Here is a 22,000-nt window from a genome sequence, read left to right as displayed (position 1 = left end):
GCACGGTTGCTGTGCGGCTTCTATACTTGCATCATATTAACGGAACGGGCTTTTTTCGCTTTACGCAAACCAAACCACCATAAAAATACCATAAATGGAAGCATATAATAAATCCAATTGCTAAGCGCTGTTAGGATAAAATCATATGATCCATGCAAAAGGGATGGGACAACTAAAGAAAGAGTAAGCCACTTTACACGCGCCTTATCAGCGGAAAAACGGGCTTTTCCAAGGTAAAATCCCATTATAACGCCAATCAAGGCATGGCATGAAACAGGCAGCAGCGCCCTGACAAACGCATGCTCCACGCCGTGGCCAATTAAGTAAAGAATATTTTCGAGGGTTGCAAAACCGAGTGATACACTTGTACCGTACACAATCCCGTCATAATGCTCATCAAAGTGGGCGTGCGGGTAAACACTGATCATCAGTATAAACCATTTTAATGATTCCTCCAAAAACCCCGAAGATAAAAAAGAAACGAAAAAACTTCCGCCTCCTACATTCTCTTTTTCAAGTACATACTGGATAAACATTATGGGAAATACAAGAACAACCCCGAGAAAAAACGACCGAAGCACCATATGTACAGGTTCATTATCATACTGATCTTTTAAATAAAAATAACTTAATAACGCGATGCCGGGGGCAATTCCTGCAGAGATGATTGCAAACATCAGGCAACCTCTTTCCTTTATATTCCTACGTCTATCCTACCATGTTGTTTAAAATTTTACATCTGTCTGCACTTAAAAAAACAAAAAGAGCATACGAATGCATCATATGCTCCTTATCTTTAATGGTTTTCTCTTTTGGCGATTTCCGCTGCGATATGCCCCCCGTGAAACCTGCCGTTTTCAATAAATATTTCATTTGCATTGTTTCCCGCAGCAATAACACCAGCAATAAAGACTCCTTCAACGTTCGTTTCCATCGTTTCTTCGTTGAAATATGGACGCCCTGTTTCTTTATCAATTTCAACACCAATTTTTTCAAGAAATTGATGATCGGGATGATAGCCTGTCATGGCAAATACAAAATCATTTTTAATGGTAATGAGTTCTTTCTCTCCGGAGCGAAACACAACTTCATCCTCGGTAATTTTTTCGACACAAGCGCCAAATTCCATACGGATTGTACCGTTTCTGACGAGGGCTTCAAATTCCGGCAGAATCCACGGCTTAATGCTTGGAGAATACTCATTGCCCCTATATAAAACTGTGACACGCGCCCCAGATTTCACGAGTTCAAGGGCAGCATCCACGCTTGAATTTTTCCCGCCGATGACAACAACATCTTTATCAAAATACGGGTGGCCTTCTTTAAAATAATGAAATACTTTCGGCAAATTCTCACCGGGTACATTCATATAGTTTGGATGATCATAATAGCCTGTAGCGATGATACAATATGGCGTCTTGTAGGTCTCTTTTGACGTCTCAATAACGAATGTATCATTTTCCGTTTTCGTCACTTTATGCACCATTTCAAATGCGTTAACACGTATGTTTTTCCGTTTGACGACTTCCCGGTAATACGATAAAGCCTGAATTCTGACAGGCTTCCTGTTTTCCGTAATAAATGCCACATCTCCGATTTCGAGCTTTTCACTAGAGCTGAAAAAGGTTTGATGCGTCGGATAATTGTAAATACTGTTAACGACATTGCCTTTTTCGATGACGAGGGCATCAATGCCAATTTGTTTTAGGTGAATGGCAGCAGATAGTCCGCAAGGCCCTCCGCCTATAATAATTGCTTTTTCTTGAATCATTTCTGTCAACTCCTGCGATTGGCATTTCACTTTATATTTTCTATTTCCGAATAAAAAAATCTCCTATTTTATCATAGGAGATTTTTTATTTTTATGCAAATCATCAACTTATATCCAGCCTCTAAAACGCGAAGCTTCAGCCATTTTGCGAACGCCGACCATATATGCAGCGAGCCTCATGTCAATTCTTCGGTTGTTAGCCATTTCATAAATATTGTTAAATGATTTGACCATCATTTTTTCTAATTTTTCTTCTACCTCTTCTTCACTCCAGTAGAAGCCTTGGTTATTCTGAACCCATTCAAAATAAGAAACTGTTACGCCACCGGCACTTGCCAGCACGTCTGGTACAAGCAGAATGTCCCGGTCTGAAAGAATTTTTGTTCCTTCAAGCGTTGTTGGTCCGTTCGCTGCTTCAACGACAATTTTAGCCCGGATATTATGGGCATTTTCTTCTGTAATTTGATTTTCAATAGCAGCAGGAACGAGAATATCACAATCCAGCTCCAGCAGCTCTTGGTTGGTAATGGTATCGTTGAAAAGCTTTGTTACAGTACCGAAGCTGTCGCGTCGGTCGAGTAAATAATCGATATCAAGGCCTTCCGGATCATAAAGTCCGCCATACGCATCTGAGATGCCGACAACTTTTGCCCCCGCATCATGCATAAATTTTGCCAAATAGCTTCCCGCGTTTCCGAAGCCTTGGACAACGACACGCGCACCTTTAATATCGATGCCTCTCTTCTTAGCCGCTTCTTTAATACAGATGGTAACACCTTTTGCTGTCGCAGATTCTCTCCCGTGAGATCCGCCAAGCACAAGCGGTTTGCCTGTAATAAATCCAGGCGAATTAAATTCATCAATTCTTGAATACTCATCCATCATCCAAGCCATGATTTGTGAGTTTGTAAATACATCCGGTGCCGGCACGTCTTTTGTCGGGCCGACAATTTGGCTGATCGCTCTGACATACCCTCTGCTCAGACGCTCCAGCTCTCTAAACGACATATCCCTTGGATCACAAACAATTCCGCCTTTACCACCGCCATATGGAAGATCAATTATGCCGCATTTTAAACTCATCCAAATTGAAAGCGCCTTCACCTCTTTTTCTGTTACGTTCGGGTGAAAACGTATCCCGCCTTTCGTTGGACCGACAGAGTCATTGTGCTGCGCACGATATCCTGTGAAAATCTTTACTGAACCGTCGTCCATACGAACAGGTATTTTTACCGTTAATAATCTCATCGGCTCTTTTAACAATTCGTATACCTCTTCGGGATATCCCAATTTTTCCAGAGCCTTATGTATTACGGTTTGGGTTGATTTTAATACATCAAGTTTGTCCTCTTCTGTATGACCGGTGTTTCGATCGGCTGCCATTTGAGTTAACCTCCTAGAATCTTCTGTTTCTCACATGCTCCCTTTCAGAGAATAGTATACACCTTCATATGATCTGTGCATAGAATAAACGTTATGTTTTTCCATGTTTTTTAACGAAAAAAAACTGCTGAAATCAGCAGTTTTCCGTTGCATTCTTATGAAAAATGAGTTTGTATCGTCTCTACGGCATTACCGTCCATAATGAGCTTACCATACTCTTGCAGGCGATAAATCGTTAAAGTTGTCGGATTGCCGTATTCAGCCAGAACCGCCACAACCCCTTCAGCCGTATGTGACCCTAGATCTTCAAGGCTTAAAAAGTACTGCCCGTCATAGTGGTAGACAGTTCCCCCTGTGATACCGATTCGCTGTAAGCTTTCTGAAAGCTGAATGATATCTTCAAAGGAATGGAATTGATATATGATGTCCGCGCTTTCATCAAGCTTGACTTGCATTTCGATGTAATCATCATCATACTCATCGTCTTCTGAATCGGCGTCTTGGTTCTTTGTTACAATCACGACCATCCCTTGTGCTTGGAGAGAATACACTTCCACTGCAATCGGTCCATTCGCTTCAAAGCCGAGCTCTGTATTTGCTTCATTCATCATATCTTTAAATAACTGGTGGACTTTAAATGAGTCCTTCCAGAGGTCTTCTTTTGTCAATCCCCGGTCTGTCAAATCATCGAGGGTTAAAAAGATTTTGATCTTATTATAATTCAGACGCTCAAGCCGCATAACGTTCCCTCCTGCCTCTACTTGCACACAAATCATATAACACATTATATGAGATGATGAGTCATAGGTTCTTAATTGTTATCAGTTTACACTGAGTTCACTAGTAAGACAAGCACAATGCAGTTTTTATTGCCATATGGATTTTTGCTTTTTAGAAGTTATTCTGGCGCGCAAAGAGTCACAATGTGTGTTTCAGGCTCAGCACCTAAACGAAGAGGCACTTTTGTCGTGCCGTAGCCGTTGCTGATCAGATATGCCGCATTTTTAACAATACCTGTTTTCCCCAGTTCATAAGGGCCGAATTTTCCAAACCTAATCTGGCCTCCATGGGTATGTCCGCTGAATATCACATCAATACCGTCATCTTCATTGATTTGTTCATGAATCTCCGGATTATGGCAAACCAGAATATTCAGCTGGTTTTCATCAAGTTCTTTGATGGCTTCCTCATAATGATCCATCTCCATCCTGATATCATCCACCCCCGCAATCGCAATCGTATGTCCATTGTATGAAAACGGGACTGACTCATTTCTCAGAGTGATGACGCCGTGCGCTTTAAATATGGAATACAGCTTATGCTGCCTGACTTCATAATCATTATTCCCCCACACAAACACGATAGGGACCCCGAAATGTACGAGCCTTTTGATGTTTTCCTCGATTCTCGCACTGGGCACCCCGCCCTCAGCTAAATCACCGCCGATTATAACCAAGTGGGGGGCATGGCTTCGCGCTTTTTCTAAAAGGTCTTGATCGATGAGACGTTTGTGAATGTCTGAAATAAAAAAGATTGTCAGAGGCGGCTTGCCCTTCATCTTTGATAAAGGAAACGTATGTGTCTTCAAATGATTGCCTTTTGCTGTTGCATACATTTTTGCCGTCATTGCCGCTGCCGCAACAGTTAGAACACCGGCAATTTTCACTGATAGCTTCATAAAAACTCTCCATTCTTTTTAGAACTTATCAATAAGACGGACAATAAAAAAAAGACGTTTCTATCGTTTGAGAAAACGCCCCATTTTATTTACTTTCAAAATATAGATTAATGTCATATTTGTGCTTCATCATGTGAAAAACAGACTCTCTCGCCTTCCATTTATCAGGCTGCGGCCAGAGATCAGTGCTTTTCTGAATAATTTCACATCTCAGTTTATGGAAATCAATCTCGGATTTTTCTTCCTTTTTCTTGAAATAATATGAAGTGCAGTAGGCAAAAGCGGTTGCCAGCATCCAAAATAAATAAAAGGTATGGCTAAGTATTTCTTGAAGTATAAGCTGAGGCTCCGGGCTTTTGATCATGATCATAACACATAATAAGCCTAGGCAGATAAGTGAAGCCCATCGCCATCTGCGGCATTGTGCTGCATAATTTTCGAATTTTTGTTTTCGTTTTACCAGCGCTTGGAGCATCTGTTTGGTCGGCGCGTCTGTAAACTGATCCAGCTGATTCCATAAGGATTCCATACGCTTCACACCTTGTCCATTTTCATTGCTACAATATATGAACGTAAAATAAAAATAATACCCTATTCATCCATTAAGGGGATGTCCAAAACTTGTCCGGTGTAAACATCATTTCCATTCAGATGATTATACGCTCGAATTTTTTCTTCTCCTGTCCGGCTTTTATAATACTTCATGGAAATGCGGTATAGCGTTTCTTTCTTTTGGACGGTGTGCTTGACAACGCGATTCGGCACATTTTGAACTGGCTCAGCCGGCTGCTGTTGCTGTTCTTGCTGTTGTACTGTTGATTGGGAAGAGGAAGCAGCCGCGGCGGTTGCTTCCTCCTTATTTGCCGAGTCTTTTTCCGCTACAGCAGTCTGTTTCTTATCAGCAGCTGTTTTTGCCGGCTCTTTTGGCTTGGAATCTTCTGGCTCTTTTTTTGACTCCTTCTGCAGTGCGGTTTCTATAGTGTCTGCGGTATCGTTTTTATCCTCTGATTTCGGGACAACCTCATATTTGCTTTGGCTGCTGTCAATAAAGACATCTTCATAATCGTCATGATTATCCGGGTGGCTCTTTAGATAAAATAAGGTGACTAAAACGATAACCGGCACAAATACAAATATTACTGCGAGCACTGTGAATAATGGCGTTTTTGTTTTGCCTTGCTTTTTTTTCTGTTCTCTTTGATTTTTTACAGATTGTCTTGTCGGAAGGCTTTCTCCATCATCGACATAATCGTCCGCCAATGCGGCGTTTTGATCTTCATAAAGATTCTGGGCCTTTCTTCTCTCTACTCTCGACATGTTCGTCATGTTTATCCCTCCTCACATGTTCAAAACGAATCTGACAGGCAAACACGGCATCAATGATAAAATGCGCCGTCATCGGAACAAATAAGTTGCCGGTCCATTCATACATCAGACCGAGCAAAAAGCTGATTGCTGTCACCATAATAAATAACAGCCATTTTGACAAATACCGAAAGTGCAGAGCGGCAAATATAAGGCTGGCCGCCCATAAACCGATATGAGTCTGCAGCACTCCTCTGAATAACATTTCTTCCGCGAAAGCAATCAGAAGCGTTAAAAATATAATATGAGGGATTGACCTCTTACTGAATATTTTTTTATTGATTCCGCCGTCATCATATAAATGAGACGGAAACCATTTCATTACTGCCATATCGGCTAAAATAACAATAACAGCTATAGAAACACCATACCAGATGATTCGCATATCGCGAATGTCCCAGAGCTTTAATACGTCCCGTACATCCTCAAAAAAGAACAGTCCTGCTGCAGCAGCGGCAAAGATGATGAGTAGCTGCGTCAAATATAACTGCTTCAGCATATCACGGTCAGACATATGCTGAATATAATCTTTTTGCTGTTTCAGTTCAGCTCACCTACAGTCTGCAAGCTGAATATCCGGTGCAATTCCGAACTCCAGCTGTCTAATGGCGCCATTTTACTCCGTTCCCCTTTTTGTTCATACAAGGATAAATCAAAACCGCAATGTGAACAGCACGGGTGGTTTCCGTCATCAGGCTCGTATGATTCATCAAAGTAGGTTAACAGTGCCTGCCTTAAACAGCCGTCACGCTGAAGCAAAAATGATACACGGTGCATTTTTTCCAGCTTCAGCTCCATGCGATATGAAATTTCTTTCTTCATCAGTTCAACTGATGTTTTTCCCTGCATAAAGAGATGAATCATCATACGGGCCTGTGTCTCTCCGACGCCATACTGAAGTAATACGTCACGCAGCCTTCTCTCATCCCGCTCCTCCGTCTTCTCTAGCACACGGATCACGTCGGCGATTTCTTCAGCTGTGACACTCTCCATCTGGATAATCTGTTCCTGCAATTCAAAATCCCCTGGCGCCCGCAGCAAAATGCTGACACTCGGCTTTCCATCGCGGCCCGCTCTACCGATTTCCTGCATAAAAGCTTCTGCCGTCTGCGGGAGGTGAAAATGAATCACATATCTGATATCGGGTTTATCGACACCCATTCCAAACGCATTCGTACAACATATCACATCAAGCTGGTTATGAATAAACTGCTGCTGAATTAAAATCCTGTCCCCTGACTCCAAACCGCCATGGTAAAAGTCGGCTCTGCTGCTCGTTTTGCTTTTAATTTCACCCGCTAATTCCTCAGCCCATTTCCGTGTCGGACAATAAACAATTCCCGGACCTTGCAGGTTTTCAACCAGCTGAATGACCCTATCTATTTTTTCGGCAGTATCCGCCGCATTTTCAACCCTCAGTGCGATGTTTGGGCGGTTGACTGAGTTGAGATGGCGTACAGCATGCTGCAGCTCCAGCAGGTTCATGACATCTTGCAGCGTTTCCTTTGTAGCCGTGGCGGTCAATGCCAGAACGGGCGGGTGTCCAAGTTTTTTTCTCAGCTGTCCGAGCTTTGAATAATCAGGCCTGAAGTCGTGTCCCCATTCAGAAATACAATGCGCTTCGTCAATAACAAATAGGCTGATCGGGACGCTTTTCAATTTTTCCAATACATATGGAGACTGTAAAGCTTCAGGAGACAAGTACAAAAATTTATATCGATGAATATGTTCTAAAACAAATTGTCTTTCCTGCCTGTTTAGCATGCTGTTCAAAGCTGCAGCACGCTTTTCCCCCCGGGCTTTCAGCTGCTGCACCTGATCCTCCATTAAAGAAAGCAGCGGAGAAACGATTAATACCATGCCGTCAAGCATATAACCAGGCAGCTGGTAGCAAAGCGATTTCCCTCCCCCAGTCGGGAGCATTGCAATGGTATCCTTCCCGCTGAGTATGCTTTCAATAATGTCCTGCTGCCCTTTTTTAAAGGAAGTAAAACCAAAAAACTGATATAACGTTTGCTGTAATTTAGTCATATTGCTGCACCTGCTTTGTCAATGCCAGTCTGATTTGAAAGTAGCTGAACCGCTGTTCCAGCCCGTCGCGAATTTGTTTGATTTTATTCGTCCGCATCCGTTTGGCAAACTCTGCGATTCGGAGCTGGTCTTCTGCTGATACATAATCATTAATCATAAACGTAGGCTCATGGAGAGAAATCTCGACAATGTGGTCTTCAATCGTCGCTGTTTTCAGCTTTCTGATTTCAGCAATTCGCTGTATCGGAAACCCTTGTTTGACCATCTGCCATGTTTTCCTCGTCGACTCTGTCAGGGCATTATCTAAATGCACATCAGAAAGGAGATCCTTTAACAAAGCATCTTCACACTCCGGAAGAGAATGAATAAAATAATGTACCGAAGCCCAAAACATGATATAGACATACCATTCATCTTCTTTCAGCGTATCAGCAAGCTGCCTGCTCGTATAACCGATCCGATGGTGCGAGGTTAAGGAGTAGACAAAAATTTGCGCTGCTTTGTTTTCAATCTTTTTTAAATGCGCCTCAAGCATGGCAAAAAGGCTTTTTGCCATCTCTATATGATCCGTATGCCGGGACAGGTATTTCTTTACCCAGTGAAGTGTCTTATGATCCTTAGTGACAGGGATATACTGCCTGCTCCCTTGCTGTTTATGGGATAGGACCTGCACAAGCAGCGAAAGCCTTTTCCAAAGCACACCGGCAGCCTGCTGATAATGAGCGCCGTGACAATGAACGGGCCAAGGCCGCTCGCTAAGGGCATGCCTTAAAACTGCTGCGCCGCTGGCTGTCACTTTGTATGTATCAGTTTCAGACATTGGCGAGAGATATGAATGCTTTTCAAGCTTGTCAAGCGACTCAGAAACATCGCTTCTCGAACATTGCGCCGCCATTCCAAAGTATTTTGCAGTCTGAAATAAGCCGGCATCTTGAATGGTTTGTGACGATCTCTTGCCTTTGAATAGGTGAAAAACAGCGCTTCCCGACCGTTCCCCGTTTATTTTGCAAAGGCAATCGAGAACCATAATATCGAAGTAATTTAATGACAACCTATCCACCTACATTCTTCCTGACAAAAATCGTTGATTTGCTCCTTTTATTTTAACAGATTTCAAACAGAAATCGACGTTTAAAGTCATCATTAAGGGGGATGTTATGTAGATAACCCCTTATGTGATAAGCATTCTCAATCATTTTTCTGTTGAAATGTGGCAGCAACATCATTACAATAAGTAAGAGGAATAGGTGTTAAATTGATTAAATATAAAGATTGATCCATTTGTTCCACCAAGAACAATCTGGGAGGTTTTATTCATGGCAAAGTACACAATCGTAGACAAAGATACATGTATTGCATGCGGCGCTTGCGGAGCTGCTGCACCAGACATTTACGATTACGATGATGAAGGCATCGCGTTCGTAACGCTTGATGAAAACAAAGGTGTTGTCGAAGTTCCTGAGGTACTGGAAGAAGATATGATTGACGCATTTGAAGGATGCCCTACTGATTCCATCAAAGTGGCGGATGAGCCATTTGAAGGCGACCCGCTTAAATTTGAATAGAAGTAACTAAAAAAAGCTCCCGAACGGGAGCTTTTTTATTTAATGGATATGTGCACTTCGCTGCTGCTCAATCCATGGCTTAAGCTTGATAAAAATTAGTGAGAATACAACCGTAATTACAATACCTTTTATCATGTTAAACGGCAGGATACCTGCGACGACTGCTGTTTTTAGCGCGCTGTCGGATAATGCCGGTGAATGTAAAAACCACGTGTATGCCGGAAGTATCAGAACATAATTTAAAATACTCATTAAAATGGTCATCGCTGCAGTTCCCAAAAGCAGGCTAACAGCCAAGCCCTTTGCTGAGTTGAGTTTTTTAAATAAGAAAGCAGTCGGCAATATAAAGAGTGTTCCTGCAATAAAATTCGCAACTTGCCCTACAGGAACTCCGGCCATGCTTCCCTGAATGATATACTGAAGAACATTTTTTATCGCTTCTACGGCAATACCCGCCAAAGGTCCGTAAATCAGAATGGCAATAATAGCGGGAACGTCGCTAAAATCGATTTTTAAATAATCCGGAAGACCCGGAAACGGGAAATTTAACAGCATCAAAACAAATGCAATGCTGCTCAGCATGCTGACCACAACTAATTTTTTTACTCTCACTTCATTCTCTCCTTTTCGATCACATCTTACTCGAAAACGGAAAGGTTCTTTTCCAGCCAATAAAAAAACCGCTTCATATATAAAAGCGGGGTTTCGAAAATTAGGCTAGGCAAAGAAACGTTTGAAAAATTCAATTTCAAAACGCTTATGAACCTCCATCTTCTCCCATCCAGACTGTACTGTCGGCTCCGGAATCTCACCGAATCCTGCTGTAAAGACAGCTCGCGGGCTTAGAGCCATTGGCTCATCACCGCCGGTAGGGAATTTCACCCTGCCCCGAAGATTGATCATATGAAATTTAATTACATTATAAACGATAACTGGTTGGCTGTATAGAGAATTGCTTCAAATTATATATATTACCTGCAAGCTGTCAGATCATTGATTTATTAGGCTTTACTTTTATCCTTTACTGCGTCAATACACGTTGACACTCTTTTGAGAATATGTTAAATTATCAGATATTTAGTTTGTCAATTTAGGAGGAAATCTAACGATGTTTCGAGTATTGGTCTCAGACAAAATGAGCAACGACGGTTTACAGCCACTTATTGAATCAGACTTTATTGAAATCGTTCAAAAAAACGTAGCAGATGCAGAAGATGAATTACATACTTTTGATGCTCTTTTGGTGCGAAGCGCGACAAAAGTAACAGAAGACCTTTTCAACAAAATGACTTCTTTAAAAATTGTCGGAAGGGCCGGTGTCGGTGTCGATAATATCGATATTGATGAGGCTACGAAACACGGGGTAATCGTGATCAATGCTCCGAACGGCAACACCATTTCGACAGCTGAGCATACATTTGCAATGATCTCTTCTTTAATGAGACACATTCCGCAGGCTAATATCTCAGTGAAATCCAGAGAGTGGAACCGCACAGCTTACGTCGGTTCAGAGCTTTATGGAAAAACGCTTGGTATTGTAGGATTAGGCCGAATCGGAAGTGAAATTGCACAGCGTGCGAGAGCATTCGGTATGACTGTGCACGTTTTTGATCCGTTCTTAACGGAAGAAAGAGCGAAAAAAATCGGCGTAAACAGCCGTACATTTGAAGAAGTGCTTGAAAGTGCGGATATCATTACCGTTCACACGCCTTTAACAAAAGAAACAAAAGGCTTATTGAATAAAGAAACGATTGCAAAAACGAAAAAAGGCGTTCGCTTAATTAACTGTGCGCGAGGCGGAATTATCGATGAAGCAGCACTTCTCGAAGCTTTGGAAAACGGGCATGTTGCGGGAGCAGCGCTTGACGTTTTCGAAGTTGAACCGCCAGTTGACAACAAACTTGTTGATCATCCATTAGTCATTGCCACTCCTCACTTGGGAGCATCAACGAAAGAAGCACAGCTCAATGTCGCCGCCCAAGTGTCAGAAGAAGTTCTGCAGTTCGCAAAAGGCCTGCCTGTCATGTCAGCTATCAACCTGCCTGCCATGACAAAAGATGAATTTGCTAAAATTAAGCCCTACCATCAAATTGCAGGAAAAATTGGCAGCCTTGTATCACAGTGCATGAAAGAACCAGTACAGGATGTTGCCATTCAATATGAAGGCACAATTGCTAAACTTGAAACATCGTTCATTACAAAAGCCCTTCTATCAGGCTTTTTAAAACCGCGCGTTGACTCTACTGTTAACGAGGTCAATGCCGGGGGTGTCGCAAAAGAACGCGGCATCAGCTTCAGTGAAAAAATTTCCTCTTCTGAATCTGGATACGATAACTGCATCAGCGTAAAAGTGACAGGAGACCGCAGCACCTTTACTGTAACGGCTACGTATATTCCTCATTTCGGAGAACGAATTGTCGAGATCAATGGATTTAATATTGATTTTTATCCGACAGGTCACTTGGTGTATATCCAGCATCAAGATACAACAGGTGTCATCGGCCGAGTAGGACGTATTCTCGGAGATAATGATATTAACATTGCAACCATGCAGGTTGGCCGTAAGGAAAAAGGCGGAGAAGCCATCATGATGCTTTCCTTTGACAGACATCTGGAAGCTAAAATTGTGAAAGAACTAACAAATGTCCCTGATATTGTGTCTGTGAAGCTCATTGATCTGCCATAATCAAAAAAACTCAAGCTATATAGCTTGAGTTTTTTATTGTTCTATCCCCGTGTGTTTTTATGCAAAATATCTAAGACACACCTTAACTCAGAAACAGGTATTTGGCCTGGTGCGGACGCCTCTTCTCCAGCTCCAAAAGTACAAGCCGATCCAAAAACCTCACCGCTCAGCCTGCTGATGAGCCCTGTTGCAGCCATTGACATTGTAATAATGGGGCGGTCTGCATATTTTGTTTTCATTGTATACGTCGCATCAAGCAGTGTTAGGAGATCTCCAGTATCATTCGGCATGACAGCCATTTTTGGAATATGCGCGCCTAAGTCCTGCATTTTTCGAAGTCTGGAAAGAATCTCATCTTTTACAGGCGTTTTTTCAAAGTCGTGATTTGACATCACCACATAGACGTTGTTTTCTTCCGCCAGCGATACTAACGCCTTTACATTTGCATCTCCTGAAAATAATTCGATGTCTATCAGATCGATGTCTTTTGTTTGGATTGCCGATTCCAGCAAAGCAAGATAGGAGCTTTCGTCCATCTCCATGCTCCCGCCCTCTTTGTAGGTTCTGAATGTAAATAGAAATAGCTTGTCTTCTAAAGATTTACGAAGCTTAGAAATGAGCTTTATGACCGCTTCTCTGTCATTCGCTTTTTCAAATACGTCGACTCTCCATTCAACAATGTCCGGATTCAGTAATTTTACTGCCTCTGCTTCATTCAGAATTTGTTTTTCCGTCTTTCCCATCAGCGGAACGATGATTTTCGGCATTCCTTCCCCGATGGAAACTCCTTTAATTGTTAACACGTTCACTCATCTCAAATCCTTTCAATCGTGACCTTGTTTTATTATACACGTACAACTTTTTTTTGAAAATTTCTATTATATGAATAGCAACTAAAAAAGAGCCTCAAAGGGCCCATTTTAGTTTAAAAAAATCGGATTTGGAGCAGCCGGTACCGGAATTGCATCTGATACGTCATATTTGCCGATTTTTTTCGTTCTGGTTTCCGTAAAGGTCACTTCTGTGAAGCCAAACTCTTTTGCCGTTAAAAGTAGTCCCTCAATCATTAAAATACCGGCAATAGAATCATCAACTTCTGAGTCCTTTGAAAAGCGGATATATAAGTGTTTCTGTTTCTTCGTTACAGATTGGACATCACCCGCTTGAATAAGAGGTGTCGTATCTTCTTGGCTGCTCGATTCCATTTCCTTAATCGCTTCTTTTACTGTATCAAAAGAATTATTTGACGGAACGAGAAAGTCTTGTCCTTGTTTATTTTGGTACAAGTAGTAGGATCGTTTTGACTGTTTGGGAATCGAAATTTCCGTAAAAGTGCCATATGAGCCAATCCGAACCCCAGTCTCATTTTGATCCGATAAAAATTTGACTTTTTCATAAGGACTCCATTTTAAGGATTCTTTAAGCAATTTTTTTAACAGTGTATCATCTTTTACAGAAAATGCCGTAGCTGGCTGATGGACTCGTATACTTAATTCCTTCTGCTTTGGTTTTTCTTTTATTTCTACTTCATCTATGAAGGATGGAATTGTAATGGCATGATCCAAGATATCCAATTCACCACTTACAGTCAGCATGTCCTGGATCGTTTGGTATGCATTTGTTTTTTGAATGCTGACGGGTATGATTGCGGATGTATCGGCATCAGCAACTGCTACAGTGATGTAATTGTCTTGTTCCTTTTCAGGTACAACAAACGATGTATGATCCAGGGATGATGCAGCTTTTGGGCTGTCTTCTGTCTCAGTTTTTGTTACTGCGTTCTCTTGGGACGCTTCTTTTTGTTGAGGCTGTGCCTGATCAAAGAAATGAGGAGAAATAATGAAGGCGATATAAACCGCAATTGCAGCGGCACACGCGGGGCCAATCCACCTGACAGCGGGCTTATTTTTACGCTTTGCCATCGTCAGCCGCTTGTAAATATCCTGAGGCGAACGATGGTCTTTAACTGCCGGAAGTTGACTTAACAACTCCTTTATCTGTTCTTCGTTCCATTCTGACTTCATCATCCATTAGCTCCTCCCTCAAAAGCTCCATATGTTTCCGAAGTACTTTGAGCCCTCTGTGTTGGGTCGTTTTTACTTTGCTTTCCGAGAAGCGCAGAGCCTTGGCTGTTTCCTGTATTGAATATCCCTGAATAAACCGCAAGATAATCACAGCTCTTTGATCGATTGTACATTGATCAAGCGCAGCATAAATTTCCCGGACATTTTCATGTTGAACCGCAAGTTCGTCCGGTAGCAATTGCTGATCCCTGACATCCTGTGTATCCCAGTCAAATGTACCGAGTATACGCTGTCTGATTGTTTGCTGTTTACGGAACCAGTCTATCGCAACATGGCGTGCGATAGACAAAAGCCATGTTTTTTCACTGCTTCTTCCTTCAAACGTATGATAAGAATTTAATACCCGGATATAAACCTCTTGAAGAAGGTCTTCTGTCTGGTTTTTATCCTTTACCATATAAAATAAAAATTGGTACAAATCTTGATGATATGTATCATATAATAATTGAAAGGTTTCTTCCATTTGAAACCCCTCCGTTCACTTTTTTGTCGTATGAATAGCTTGAAAAGTTACATTACAACTATATTACGAGTAACTGGAATTTGGAAGGGAATTTATATTAACATATCCTTAAATTTTATTAATGTTAGCTATTAAAAAAACACCCGCTCAGTCAGCGGGTGTTTCTTATGGAACAAGATTCTTCGGCAAATTCAGACTCGATTTTACCGTTTTGTCGGAATATAAAAAGTAAATGTTGTTCCTTTATCTATTCGGCTGTGCACAGTAATTGATCCGTTGTGGGCTTCCACGATATTTTTAACGATAGCCAGCCCTAACCCGGTTCCTGCTCTGCCCCTTGTCCGCGCTTTATCTGCCTTATAAAACCGCTCAAAGATAAATGGCAGATCTTCTTCCGGTATGCCGGACCCGGAGTCTTTGATATCAATTTTCAATCCATCCTTCACAGAATGGACTGAAATGGAGACACTGCCACCGGATGAAGTATGCCGCAGCGCGTTATCGATCAAATTGGTAAATACCTGCTCCATCTTGTCTTCATCAAACATAAATTCCTCTTCTGTGAGAGAAATGTCATGATGTAAAGCTATATTTTTTTCTTTCGCAACACCGGAAAACTTCCGAATGATCTTTTCTAAAAACTCATTCACATTGATTTTTTCATAATGTAAGCCTGTATGGCCTGATTCCATTCGGGCTAAATCAAGCAAATCATTAACTAAACGGCCCATTCGGAGCGATTCGTCATAAATGATTTGGGCAATTTCTTTCCGGTCTTCTTCAGAGCTTGCAATGTCATCGACAATTGCTTCACTGTATCCCTGAAGCATGGAGATCGGTGTTCTCAGCTCATGACTGACATTTGCGATAAAGTCCTCCCGCAGCTTATCAAGGCGGCGTTCTTCTGTCATGTCACGCAGTACGGCAACCGCTCCTCTGACGTGCGATTCCGCATAAAGCGGCGACATCAAAAGCACCCATGATCTGCCTTGAAGCGTCATCTCAATCATTTGTTCTTTTTCAGTGCTGACAGCGTTTTGAAACAGCTCTTTTGCTTCAGGCGGAAGGTTGTCGCCTTCTTTGATATTCATGTTCTGTTCATAATACCAAGCCTGAAGAAAACGTTCAGCTGGCGGGTTGGTCACAAGAATCGTACCGTCAATATTAATGGTAATAACCCCGTCAGCCATACTGCTCAAAATGTTAGAAAGCTGCTCTTTTTCTTGATTGAGCGCATTGATATGAAAGTTAAGCTGCCGGCCCATTTGATTAAAAGCGGTCGCCAGTTCACCGATTTCATCCTGAGTTAAAATCGGAATTTTTGTATCGAACTTGCCCTTCGCCAAATCCTGCGCGCCTTCTCTCATTTTGCGGAGAGGGTACGTGACCCTGCTTGATAAAAAGAATGCGAAAAATGTGGTCAGCACAATTGCAATCCCAGCGGCAAGAAAAATATAGCGGGTCGTATGTTTTGTTGTATCTTTAACGGCAAGCAAAGACTGGGATAAAAAGACCATGCCTTTCTTTCCGTCTTTTTCATACGGGACACCTACAATCAGGCGTTCATTATCCGTGTCTGTATCGCTCAGTCCCGTCCGTTTGCTTACTTTTTTATGGTCTTGGAGAGCTTTATTTAAGTCTTTGTCATGCTGTATTTGCTCAACCGTAATAGACGACAGGCGATTTTTATCATTCGGGGAATACCAGTGGTTCTTCTCATCCTGAATGATGGCAATGCTTGTTAAGTTATCAGCGAGCTCCCAAGTGATTGACCTTGCCAGTGCCTGGTCCTCGTGATTTTCTAGGATGACAGCAACTTTATTCGCAAGCTGTGTTAAATCATTCTCGGCTTCTTCCACATGGTAGTTTTCAATAAACTCCAGCAAAAGAACCGTTAAAATGAACAATACGATCAAGACGAGTGAAAGGATCGTAAACCACAGCTTACCTACTACGCTTTTCCAAAATTTCATTCAGCGCCGACCTCAAATTTATAACCTACACCCCATACGGTGACAATTTTTTTCGCAGCTTCCGGAGATACCTTGTTCAGCTTCTCTCTCAAGCGTTTGACGTGAGTGTCCACTGTCCGTAAATCACCAAAAAACTCATATTGCCACACTTCTTTCAGAAGCTTTTCCCGATCATACACCTTGTCAGGCGTTTTCGCTAAGAAATATAGAAGCTCATACTCTTTTGGCGTCAGGCTCACTTCTGTTCCATCAGCTGTTACGCGGTGAGCATCATGGTCTATGGACAGATGTGAAAACACGAGCACATTTTTCGTCGGTGTATTGGCATTGAAATAAGAGGTTTGGGATGCTCTTCTCAAAAGGGCCTTTACACGCAGCACGACTTCTCTCGGGCTGAACGGCTTAACAATATAATCATCTGTTCCCGCTTCAAACCCCTGCACCCGGTTTGCTTCTTCTCCTTTTGCGGTCAGCATGATAATGGGTGTCGCTTTTTTTTCGCGAATTTGCCGGCACACTTCAATTCCATCAGTCCCCGGCATCATCAGATCAAGCAAAATTAAGTCATAATTGGCTTCTAGCCCTTTGGCAATGGCTTCATCACCATTTTCAGCTTCATCTATAGCATAATTTTCACGTTCAAGATACATTCTTAAAAGGCGGCGAATTCTGGCTTCGTCATCAACTACTAATATTTTTGTTTCGTTCGTTTGGTCCATGTTTTCCCCCTGCTTTCCTTCTGTTACTTTCATTTTATCAAATCGTGAGAAAGTTTGAGAACTGTGTCGCTTTCAAAGGACTATGCATAAGAATGAAGTCCGGCAAGCACAAGATTTACGAATATTAAATTAAACATAATAATAGCAAAACCGATTACGGCCAGCCATGCTGACTTCTCACCGTGCCAGCCTCTTGACAGTCTTAAATGCAAGTAGGCAGCATAGAACAAAAATGTGATCAGCGCCCATACTTCCTTAGGGTCCCAGCCCCAAAATCTGGTCCACGCGAGCTGAGCCCAAATCATTGCAAAGATCAGCGCGCCGAGTGTAAAGATCGGAAATCCGATTGATACGGCCCTGTACCCAACCTCATCCACCAGATCAAGATTGACGTTTTTCACCAGCGGATGTAATAGAGCGCTGATTCTTTTTCTGATGATCAGACGGAGAGCCCCATACAACACAAGACCTGCTCCAAATGACCAAATGATAGTGTTCACTTTTCTGCCTGAGAAAAGCGCGGGAAGATCAACAAGCGGTTCCATTCTTCCTTCGGTCAAAAGCTCTCCCTGATGTGGACCGACAAGCGCGGGCATTTCGTACACCATCACGCTTTTTTCTTTACTTTTGTCCACCCAGTTAAACTCCGCTTCATAGCCTGCAAGACGAAATGCTGATGTGATTGCAATAAAGGCGACGGTTGTGACCAGGATAAACATAATCGCTTCAAGCCAGAAGGTCTTTTTGCTTGGCTTTGTCTGGTCTACATGCTTCAAAAGAAAGATGACACCAGCGACAAAGCTGATGGCAAGTATAGCTTGCCCAAGCGCGGCCGTTGTTACATGAATATACAGCCAGTTGCTTTGGAGCGAAGGAATTAAAGGCGAGATATCTGTCGGAAACATGCTGGCGTAGGCAATCAGCAATAAAGCAATTGACAGCGTAAACAGGCCTAATGAAGGCAATCTATAGAGAAAATAAAGAATGATAAACGCCAAAACAAGCATCATACCAAAAGCGGTGGTGAATTCAAACATATTGCTGACCGGCGCATGGCCGCTGGCAGCCCACCTTGTGATGAAATATCCAAGGTGGCAGAAAAAACCGACAATAGAAAGGGTGATTCCAATGGTGGCCCATCTGTTTGGCCTGCCCTTTTTATCTTTATTCCCGCGTATGGCCCCGCCGAAAATCGGGACAGCGATTAAATACACAAGAAAGGCCGCATAAAGAAAATTTCCGCTCAGCTCTGCCATGACATCACTCCCTTTTCGCCTATTTCTGTGTTTTGATTAATTCTTTTTGGTCCGCCGGTTCAGTCAGTCCGGAATCAGCCAATATAAATGCTAAATCCTTCTTCAGGCCAAACCAGTTTTTATTGGTATGCCCCGCTACCATAACTGCGCCGTCCTGTGAGTGCAGCCAAATTCTTCGATGCTGCCAGTACATACCTTGAATGACACCGATCATAAAAATGGCTCCGCCGACAGCAAGCACCCAGAGTGTCAGATCCTTTCTGACTGTAAGTCCAGTAATGTTTTTCGTTTCGACATGGTCAAATTTCAGCTTGTATTTATTATTGCCTGATCCTTCGATGGTTTCTTGGATGGCGACAAAGCTCTTTTCGCCTTTCGGTTTGTCCGGCGTTATGATATTAAAGACAAAAGCCGGATTGTTAGGGATCTTTGTTTTTGTGCTCGGCTCTCCGTCCTGATTAAAATAGAAGTCTGGCAGGTAGCTGGCGATTTCCACCTTGTAACCGTTGCCAAGATCATAGACCGAATCTGGATCCAGAAGGTTGATCTTCAGGCTCCCAAAGGATTTTTTTGTTTTTTTATCAATCAGCTGGAACACCATTTGGTCAAGCTGATTCTCTTTGTAATCCACTTGGTAAACGGAAAAAGAATCAAAACGCAGCGGCTGATTGACACGGATGTCTTCTTCTGTTACTTTTTTCAGCTTCGGCTTCTCGCCATAAACAATTTTTCCTTCTCTCTTGTAGAGTACGGCATCGGTTTGAAAGTTCTTTGCCACTCTACCGTCCCCGACTCTGTCAATGGCATCTGCAAATACCTTTTTTTCCGTTTTGCTGTTATAGGTCTCTACGCTGAATTGATTGTTTTTCAAATAATATTTTCCGTCTGTACCCGGAATTGCTGCGGTTTCGCCTTCTCTGACCCAAAGCGTCTCATCGACGTACATGCCAGGCACAAATCTCAGCATCGCACCAATCAGAAAGATGATCAATCCAATATGGTTGACATACGGGCCCCAGCGGGAAAAGCGTCCTTTTTCAGCAAGAATGCTTCCCTCTTTTTCTCTGATTCTATAATGTTTTTTCTTTAATAGAGCAACTATCTTTTCTTTCGATTCCCCGTTCAGTACAGTAACCGTTTCACTGAACAAGCGCTGCCTTCTTAAAAAAGCCGGGCTCCTTCTGACGCCTTGGTTTTTTAACGCTCTGTACAACGGAATGACCCGATCAAGGCTGCAAATCACGAGTGAAATGCCGATCGAGGCAATGAGCAGCAAATACCACCAAGAACCATATAAATGATGAAACCCGAGCAAATAATAAAGCTGGCCGAACGTGCCGTACTGCTCCTTGTAATAAGTATCAGCCTGTGCGCCCGGAGGCAGATAGGCTTCCTGGGGAAAAATGGTGCCGAACGCTGATGCGGCAAGGGTTATGACGATAAGCCATATTCCCACCTTAACCGAGGAAAAGAAATTCCAAATTTTGTCGATGATCGTTTTGTTATAGGTTTGTGAACGTCTTGCGCTTCCGTCATATCTCATATCAGCGAGCGGAGGTTGAGTTTCCTGAAGAGCTCTTCCGCACGATTCGCATAAAACGGTTCCGACCGGGTTTATATGTCCGCATTCACATTTGACTTGCTTCATCCCGAAGTCTCTCCGGGTTTTATGAGATTCATATAATCGTGTATCATGCTTTCTGTCATAGTGCCGGTCACCACCTTGACAACTTTTCCTTCCGGATTGATCAAAAAGGTTGTCGGAAGCGGAGATACGTCATAGGCATCAAGCACTTGGCGATCTGTATCCAGAACAACCGGGAAATTGACTCCGTAGGATTTCATAAAATTATGTACTGCTATCTTTGACTCCCCAACATTTACTGCGACAATTTCAACACCTTGGCTTTTAAAATGCTTATATTGGTTTGCCATATAAGGAAATTCTTTTTTGCACGGTTCACACCATGTACCCCAGAAATTCAAAAAAACACCTTTCCCTTTTAAGTCACTGAGCTCGATACGTTTCCCATTCGTATCCTCAAGGACAAAATTCGGTGCGTCGGACCCTTCGGATATACTCTCTTTGCCGGCAAATACAGCGTTGTAAATGGTATAGCCGAGTGCGCAGATTAAAACGAGAAGGATGCCGGTCCGAATGAATAAACGCCTTTTTTTCTTCATTGTCCACTGCCCCCTTCCCCCTATTGCAGATCCATTCAATTATATCATTGCACGTTCATTTCACATTTCTTACTTTTTGAAGGTTATGTGAAATTTAGAAAGCGTTTTTACCGTGATCTGCCAGTGCTCTGAGCCTTTTTACTTCGTGAGGCGTAAGCTCTCTGGCATCGCCCGTGTGCAGGCCACGCAGGTTTAAAAACGCGTATTCCTCACGCTTCAGCTTGATTACCTCATGTCCGATCGCTTCAAACATGCGGCGCACCTGTCTGTTGCGTCCCTCATGGATGGTCAGTTGAATAATGCTTGTCTGCTTTTTCTTATCCAAGGACAGCAGCTTCGCTTTAGCAGGCGCTGTTTTGCCTTCTTCCAGCCTAATTCCGCGCTCCAGCTTTCTGAGCAGCTCTTTAGGCGGGATTCCTTTCACCTTCGCCACGTATGTTTTGTCTATTTCATACTTAGGGTGCATCAGCTTATTGGCGAATTCGCCATCATTGGTTAAAAGCAAAAGACCGCTCGTATCATAGTCCAGACGCCCAATCGGATATATGCGCTGCGGAATATTTTTAAAAAAGTCCGTCACCACTTTGCGTCCTTTATCATCTTGCGCTGCGGAAATAACGCCTCTTGGTTTATATAAGAGAAAGTAAACCGGCTCTTCGCGTTCAACCTTTAACCCGTTTACCTCAATCTGATCAGAACCGGTGACCTTAACACCTAGCTCTGTTACTACTTTGCCATTCACCTTTACTTTTCCTTCTTTAATCAGCTCTTCTGCCTTTCTGCGCGACGCAACTCCGGCATGAGCAATCACTTTTTGCAGTCTTTCCATGTCTTTCACCTCA

At 42.6% G+C, this 22,000-nt stretch carries 22 protein-coding genes and 1 riboswitch; of the genes, 2 read left to right on the top strand and 20 right to left on the bottom strand.

Annotation, left to right across the window (positions count from 1 at the left end):
• Positions 1 to 20: 20 nt before the first annotated feature.
• The 10 genes from prsW to ACQVGT_RS09370 form a co-directional block, all read right to left on the bottom strand.
• A complete protein-coding gene (gene prsW / locus ACQVGT_RS09415) occupies positions 21 to 677 on the bottom strand; it encodes a glutamic-type intramembrane protease PrsW (protein WP_014480144.1) in 657 nt (218 codons plus the stop codon).
• A 119-nt stretch (positions 678 to 796) separates the two neighbouring features.
• Positions 797 to 1,771 (bottom strand): YpdA family putative bacillithiol disulfide reductase, encoded by a 975-nt coding sequence (locus ACQVGT_RS09410; protein WP_015483387.1) that lies wholly within the window; start codon positions 1,769 to 1,771, stop codon positions 797 to 799.
• A gap of 108 nt (positions 1,772 to 1,879) precedes the next feature.
• A complete protein-coding gene (gene gudB / locus ACQVGT_RS09405; RefSeq protein ID WP_003230536.1) occupies positions 1,880 to 3,154 on the bottom strand; it encodes an NAD-specific glutamate dehydrogenase in 1,275 nt (424 codons plus the stop codon).
• Positions 3,155 to 3,309: 155 nt separating this feature from the next.
• Positions 3,310 to 3,894 carry a genetic competence negative regulator gene (locus ACQVGT_RS09400; RefSeq protein ID WP_003230533.1) on the bottom strand — a complete coding sequence of 195 codons (585 nt, stop codon included), beginning with the start codon at positions 3,892 to 3,894 and terminating at the stop codon, positions 3,310 to 3,312.
• A gap of 158 nt (positions 3,895 to 4,052) precedes the next feature.
• Positions 4,053 to 4,832, bottom strand: coding sequence for a metallophosphoesterase (locus ACQVGT_RS09395; RefSeq protein ID WP_015383990.1), 780 nt, complete (start codon positions 4,830 to 4,832; stop codon positions 4,053 to 4,055).
• Between the two features lie 85 nt (positions 4,833 to 4,917).
• Positions 4,918 to 5,361, bottom strand: a complete 444-nt coding sequence (locus ACQVGT_RS09390; RefSeq protein WP_015383991.1) for a YpbF family protein — start codon at positions 5,359 to 5,361, stop codon at positions 4,918 to 4,920.
• Between the two features lie 62 nt (positions 5,362 to 5,423).
• Complete coding sequence (locus ACQVGT_RS09385) at positions 5,424 to 6,158, bottom strand: LysM peptidoglycan-binding domain-containing protein (RefSeq protein WP_015483388.1); 735 nt, start codon at positions 6,156 to 6,158, stop codon at positions 5,424 to 5,426.
• Positions 6,109 to 6,711, bottom strand: a complete 603-nt coding sequence (locus tag ACQVGT_RS09380; RefSeq protein WP_015483389.1) for a CPBP family intramembrane glutamic endopeptidase — start codon at positions 6,709 to 6,711, stop codon at positions 6,109 to 6,111. Before ACQVGT_RS09380 ends, ACQVGT_RS09385 begins: the two co-directional genes overlap by 50 nt.
• A gap of 26 nt (positions 6,712 to 6,737) precedes the next feature.
• Positions 6,738 to 8,228, bottom strand: coding sequence for a RecQ family ATP-dependent DNA helicase (locus ACQVGT_RS09375; protein ID WP_015383993.1), 1,491 nt, complete (start codon positions 8,226 to 8,228; stop codon positions 6,738 to 6,740).
• On the bottom strand, positions 8,221 to 9,279 hold the full coding sequence (locus ACQVGT_RS09370) for a YpbB family protein (RefSeq protein ID WP_015483390.1): 1,059 nt from the start codon (positions 9,277 to 9,279) through the stop codon (positions 8,221 to 8,223). The genes ACQVGT_RS09375 and ACQVGT_RS09370 overlap by 8 nt, the downstream gene beginning before the upstream one ends.
• Positions 9,280 to 9,544: 265 nt before the next feature.
• Between ACQVGT_RS09370 and ACQVGT_RS09365 the strand changes: the two genes are divergently transcribed.
• Positions 9,545 to 9,793, top strand: coding sequence for a ferredoxin (locus tag ACQVGT_RS09365; protein ID WP_003225461.1), 249 nt, complete (start codon positions 9,545 to 9,547; stop codon positions 9,791 to 9,793).
• 39 nt (positions 9,794 to 9,832) lie between these two features.
• On the opposite strand, the gene fmnP is transcribed toward ACQVGT_RS09365, so the two are convergent.
• Positions 9,833 to 10,405, bottom strand: coding sequence for a riboflavin transporter FmnP (gene fmnP, locus ACQVGT_RS09360; RefSeq protein WP_015383996.1), 573 nt, complete (start codon positions 10,403 to 10,405; stop codon positions 9,833 to 9,835).
• Between the two features lie 153 nt (positions 10,406 to 10,558).
• A riboswitch (FMN riboswitch) is annotated at positions 10,559 to 10,693 on the bottom strand.
• Positions 10,694 to 10,901: 208 nt separating this feature from the next.
• Between fmnP and serA the strand changes: the two genes are divergently transcribed.
• Positions 10,902 to 12,479, top strand: coding sequence for a phosphoglycerate dehydrogenase (serA, locus tag ACQVGT_RS09355; protein ID WP_015483391.1), 1,578 nt, complete (start codon positions 10,902 to 10,904; stop codon positions 12,477 to 12,479).
• A gap of 41 nt (positions 12,480 to 12,520) precedes the next feature.
• On the opposite strand, the gene aroD is transcribed toward serA, so the two are convergent.
• From aroD to rluB, 9 genes are all read right to left on the bottom strand, one after another.
• On the bottom strand, positions 12,521 to 13,288 hold the full coding sequence (gene aroD, locus ACQVGT_RS09350; protein ID WP_015483392.1) for a type I 3-dehydroquinate dehydratase: 768 nt from the start codon (positions 13,286 to 13,288) through the stop codon (positions 12,521 to 12,523).
• 111 nt (positions 13,289 to 13,399) lie between these two features.
• Positions 13,400 to 14,506 carry an anti-sigma-X factor RsiX gene (rsiX, locus tag ACQVGT_RS09345; RefSeq protein WP_015483393.1) on the bottom strand — a complete coding sequence of 369 codons (1,107 nt, stop codon included), beginning with the start codon at positions 14,504 to 14,506 and terminating at the stop codon, positions 13,400 to 13,402.
• A complete protein-coding gene (sigX, locus tag ACQVGT_RS09340; protein ID WP_003230521.1) occupies positions 14,442 to 15,026 on the bottom strand; it encodes an RNA polymerase sigma factor SigX in 585 nt (194 codons plus the stop codon). Before sigX ends, rsiX begins: the two co-directional genes overlap by 65 nt.
• 203 nt (positions 15,027 to 15,229) lie before the next feature.
• Positions 15,230 to 16,999 carry a sensor histidine kinase ResE gene (gene resE / locus ACQVGT_RS09335; RefSeq protein ID WP_014477214.1) on the bottom strand — a complete coding sequence of 590 codons (1,770 nt, stop codon included), beginning with the start codon at positions 16,997 to 16,999 and terminating at the stop codon, positions 15,230 to 15,232.
• A complete protein-coding gene (resD, locus tag ACQVGT_RS09330; protein ID WP_003246107.1) occupies positions 16,996 to 17,718 on the bottom strand; it encodes a DNA-binding response regulator ResD in 723 nt (240 codons plus the stop codon). The genes resE and resD overlap by 4 nt, the downstream gene beginning before the upstream one ends.
• A gap of 80 nt (positions 17,719 to 17,798) precedes the next feature.
• Positions 17,799 to 18,974 (bottom strand): cytochrome c biogenesis protein ResC, encoded by a 1,176-nt coding sequence (gene resC, locus ACQVGT_RS09325; RefSeq protein WP_015483395.1) that lies wholly within the window; start codon positions 18,972 to 18,974, stop codon positions 17,799 to 17,801.
• A gap of 19 nt (positions 18,975 to 18,993) precedes the next feature.
• Positions 18,994 to 20,622 carry a cytochrome c biogenesis protein ResB gene (gene resB, locus ACQVGT_RS09320; protein WP_014477216.1) on the bottom strand — a complete coding sequence of 543 codons (1,629 nt, stop codon included), beginning with the start codon at positions 20,620 to 20,622 and terminating at the stop codon, positions 18,994 to 18,996.
• Entirely contained in the window at positions 20,619 to 21,158 is a 540-nt protein-coding gene (gene resA, locus ACQVGT_RS09315) for a thiol-disulfide oxidoreductase ResA (protein ID WP_003230513.1), read from the bottom strand. Before resA ends, resB begins: the two co-directional genes overlap by 4 nt.
• Positions 21,159 to 21,252: 94 nt before the next feature.
• Positions 21,253 to 21,987, bottom strand: coding sequence for a 23S rRNA pseudouridine(2605) synthase RluB (gene rluB, locus ACQVGT_RS09310; protein WP_004398815.1), 735 nt, complete (start codon positions 21,985 to 21,987; stop codon positions 21,253 to 21,255).
• Between the last annotated feature and the right edge of the window lie 13 nt (positions 21,988 to 22,000).

The organism is Bacillus sp. SCT118, from assembly GCF_058566435.1.
The sequence above is the reverse complement of the archived record's forward strand: the minus strand, read 5'-3'. Positions and strand labels throughout refer to the sequence as shown.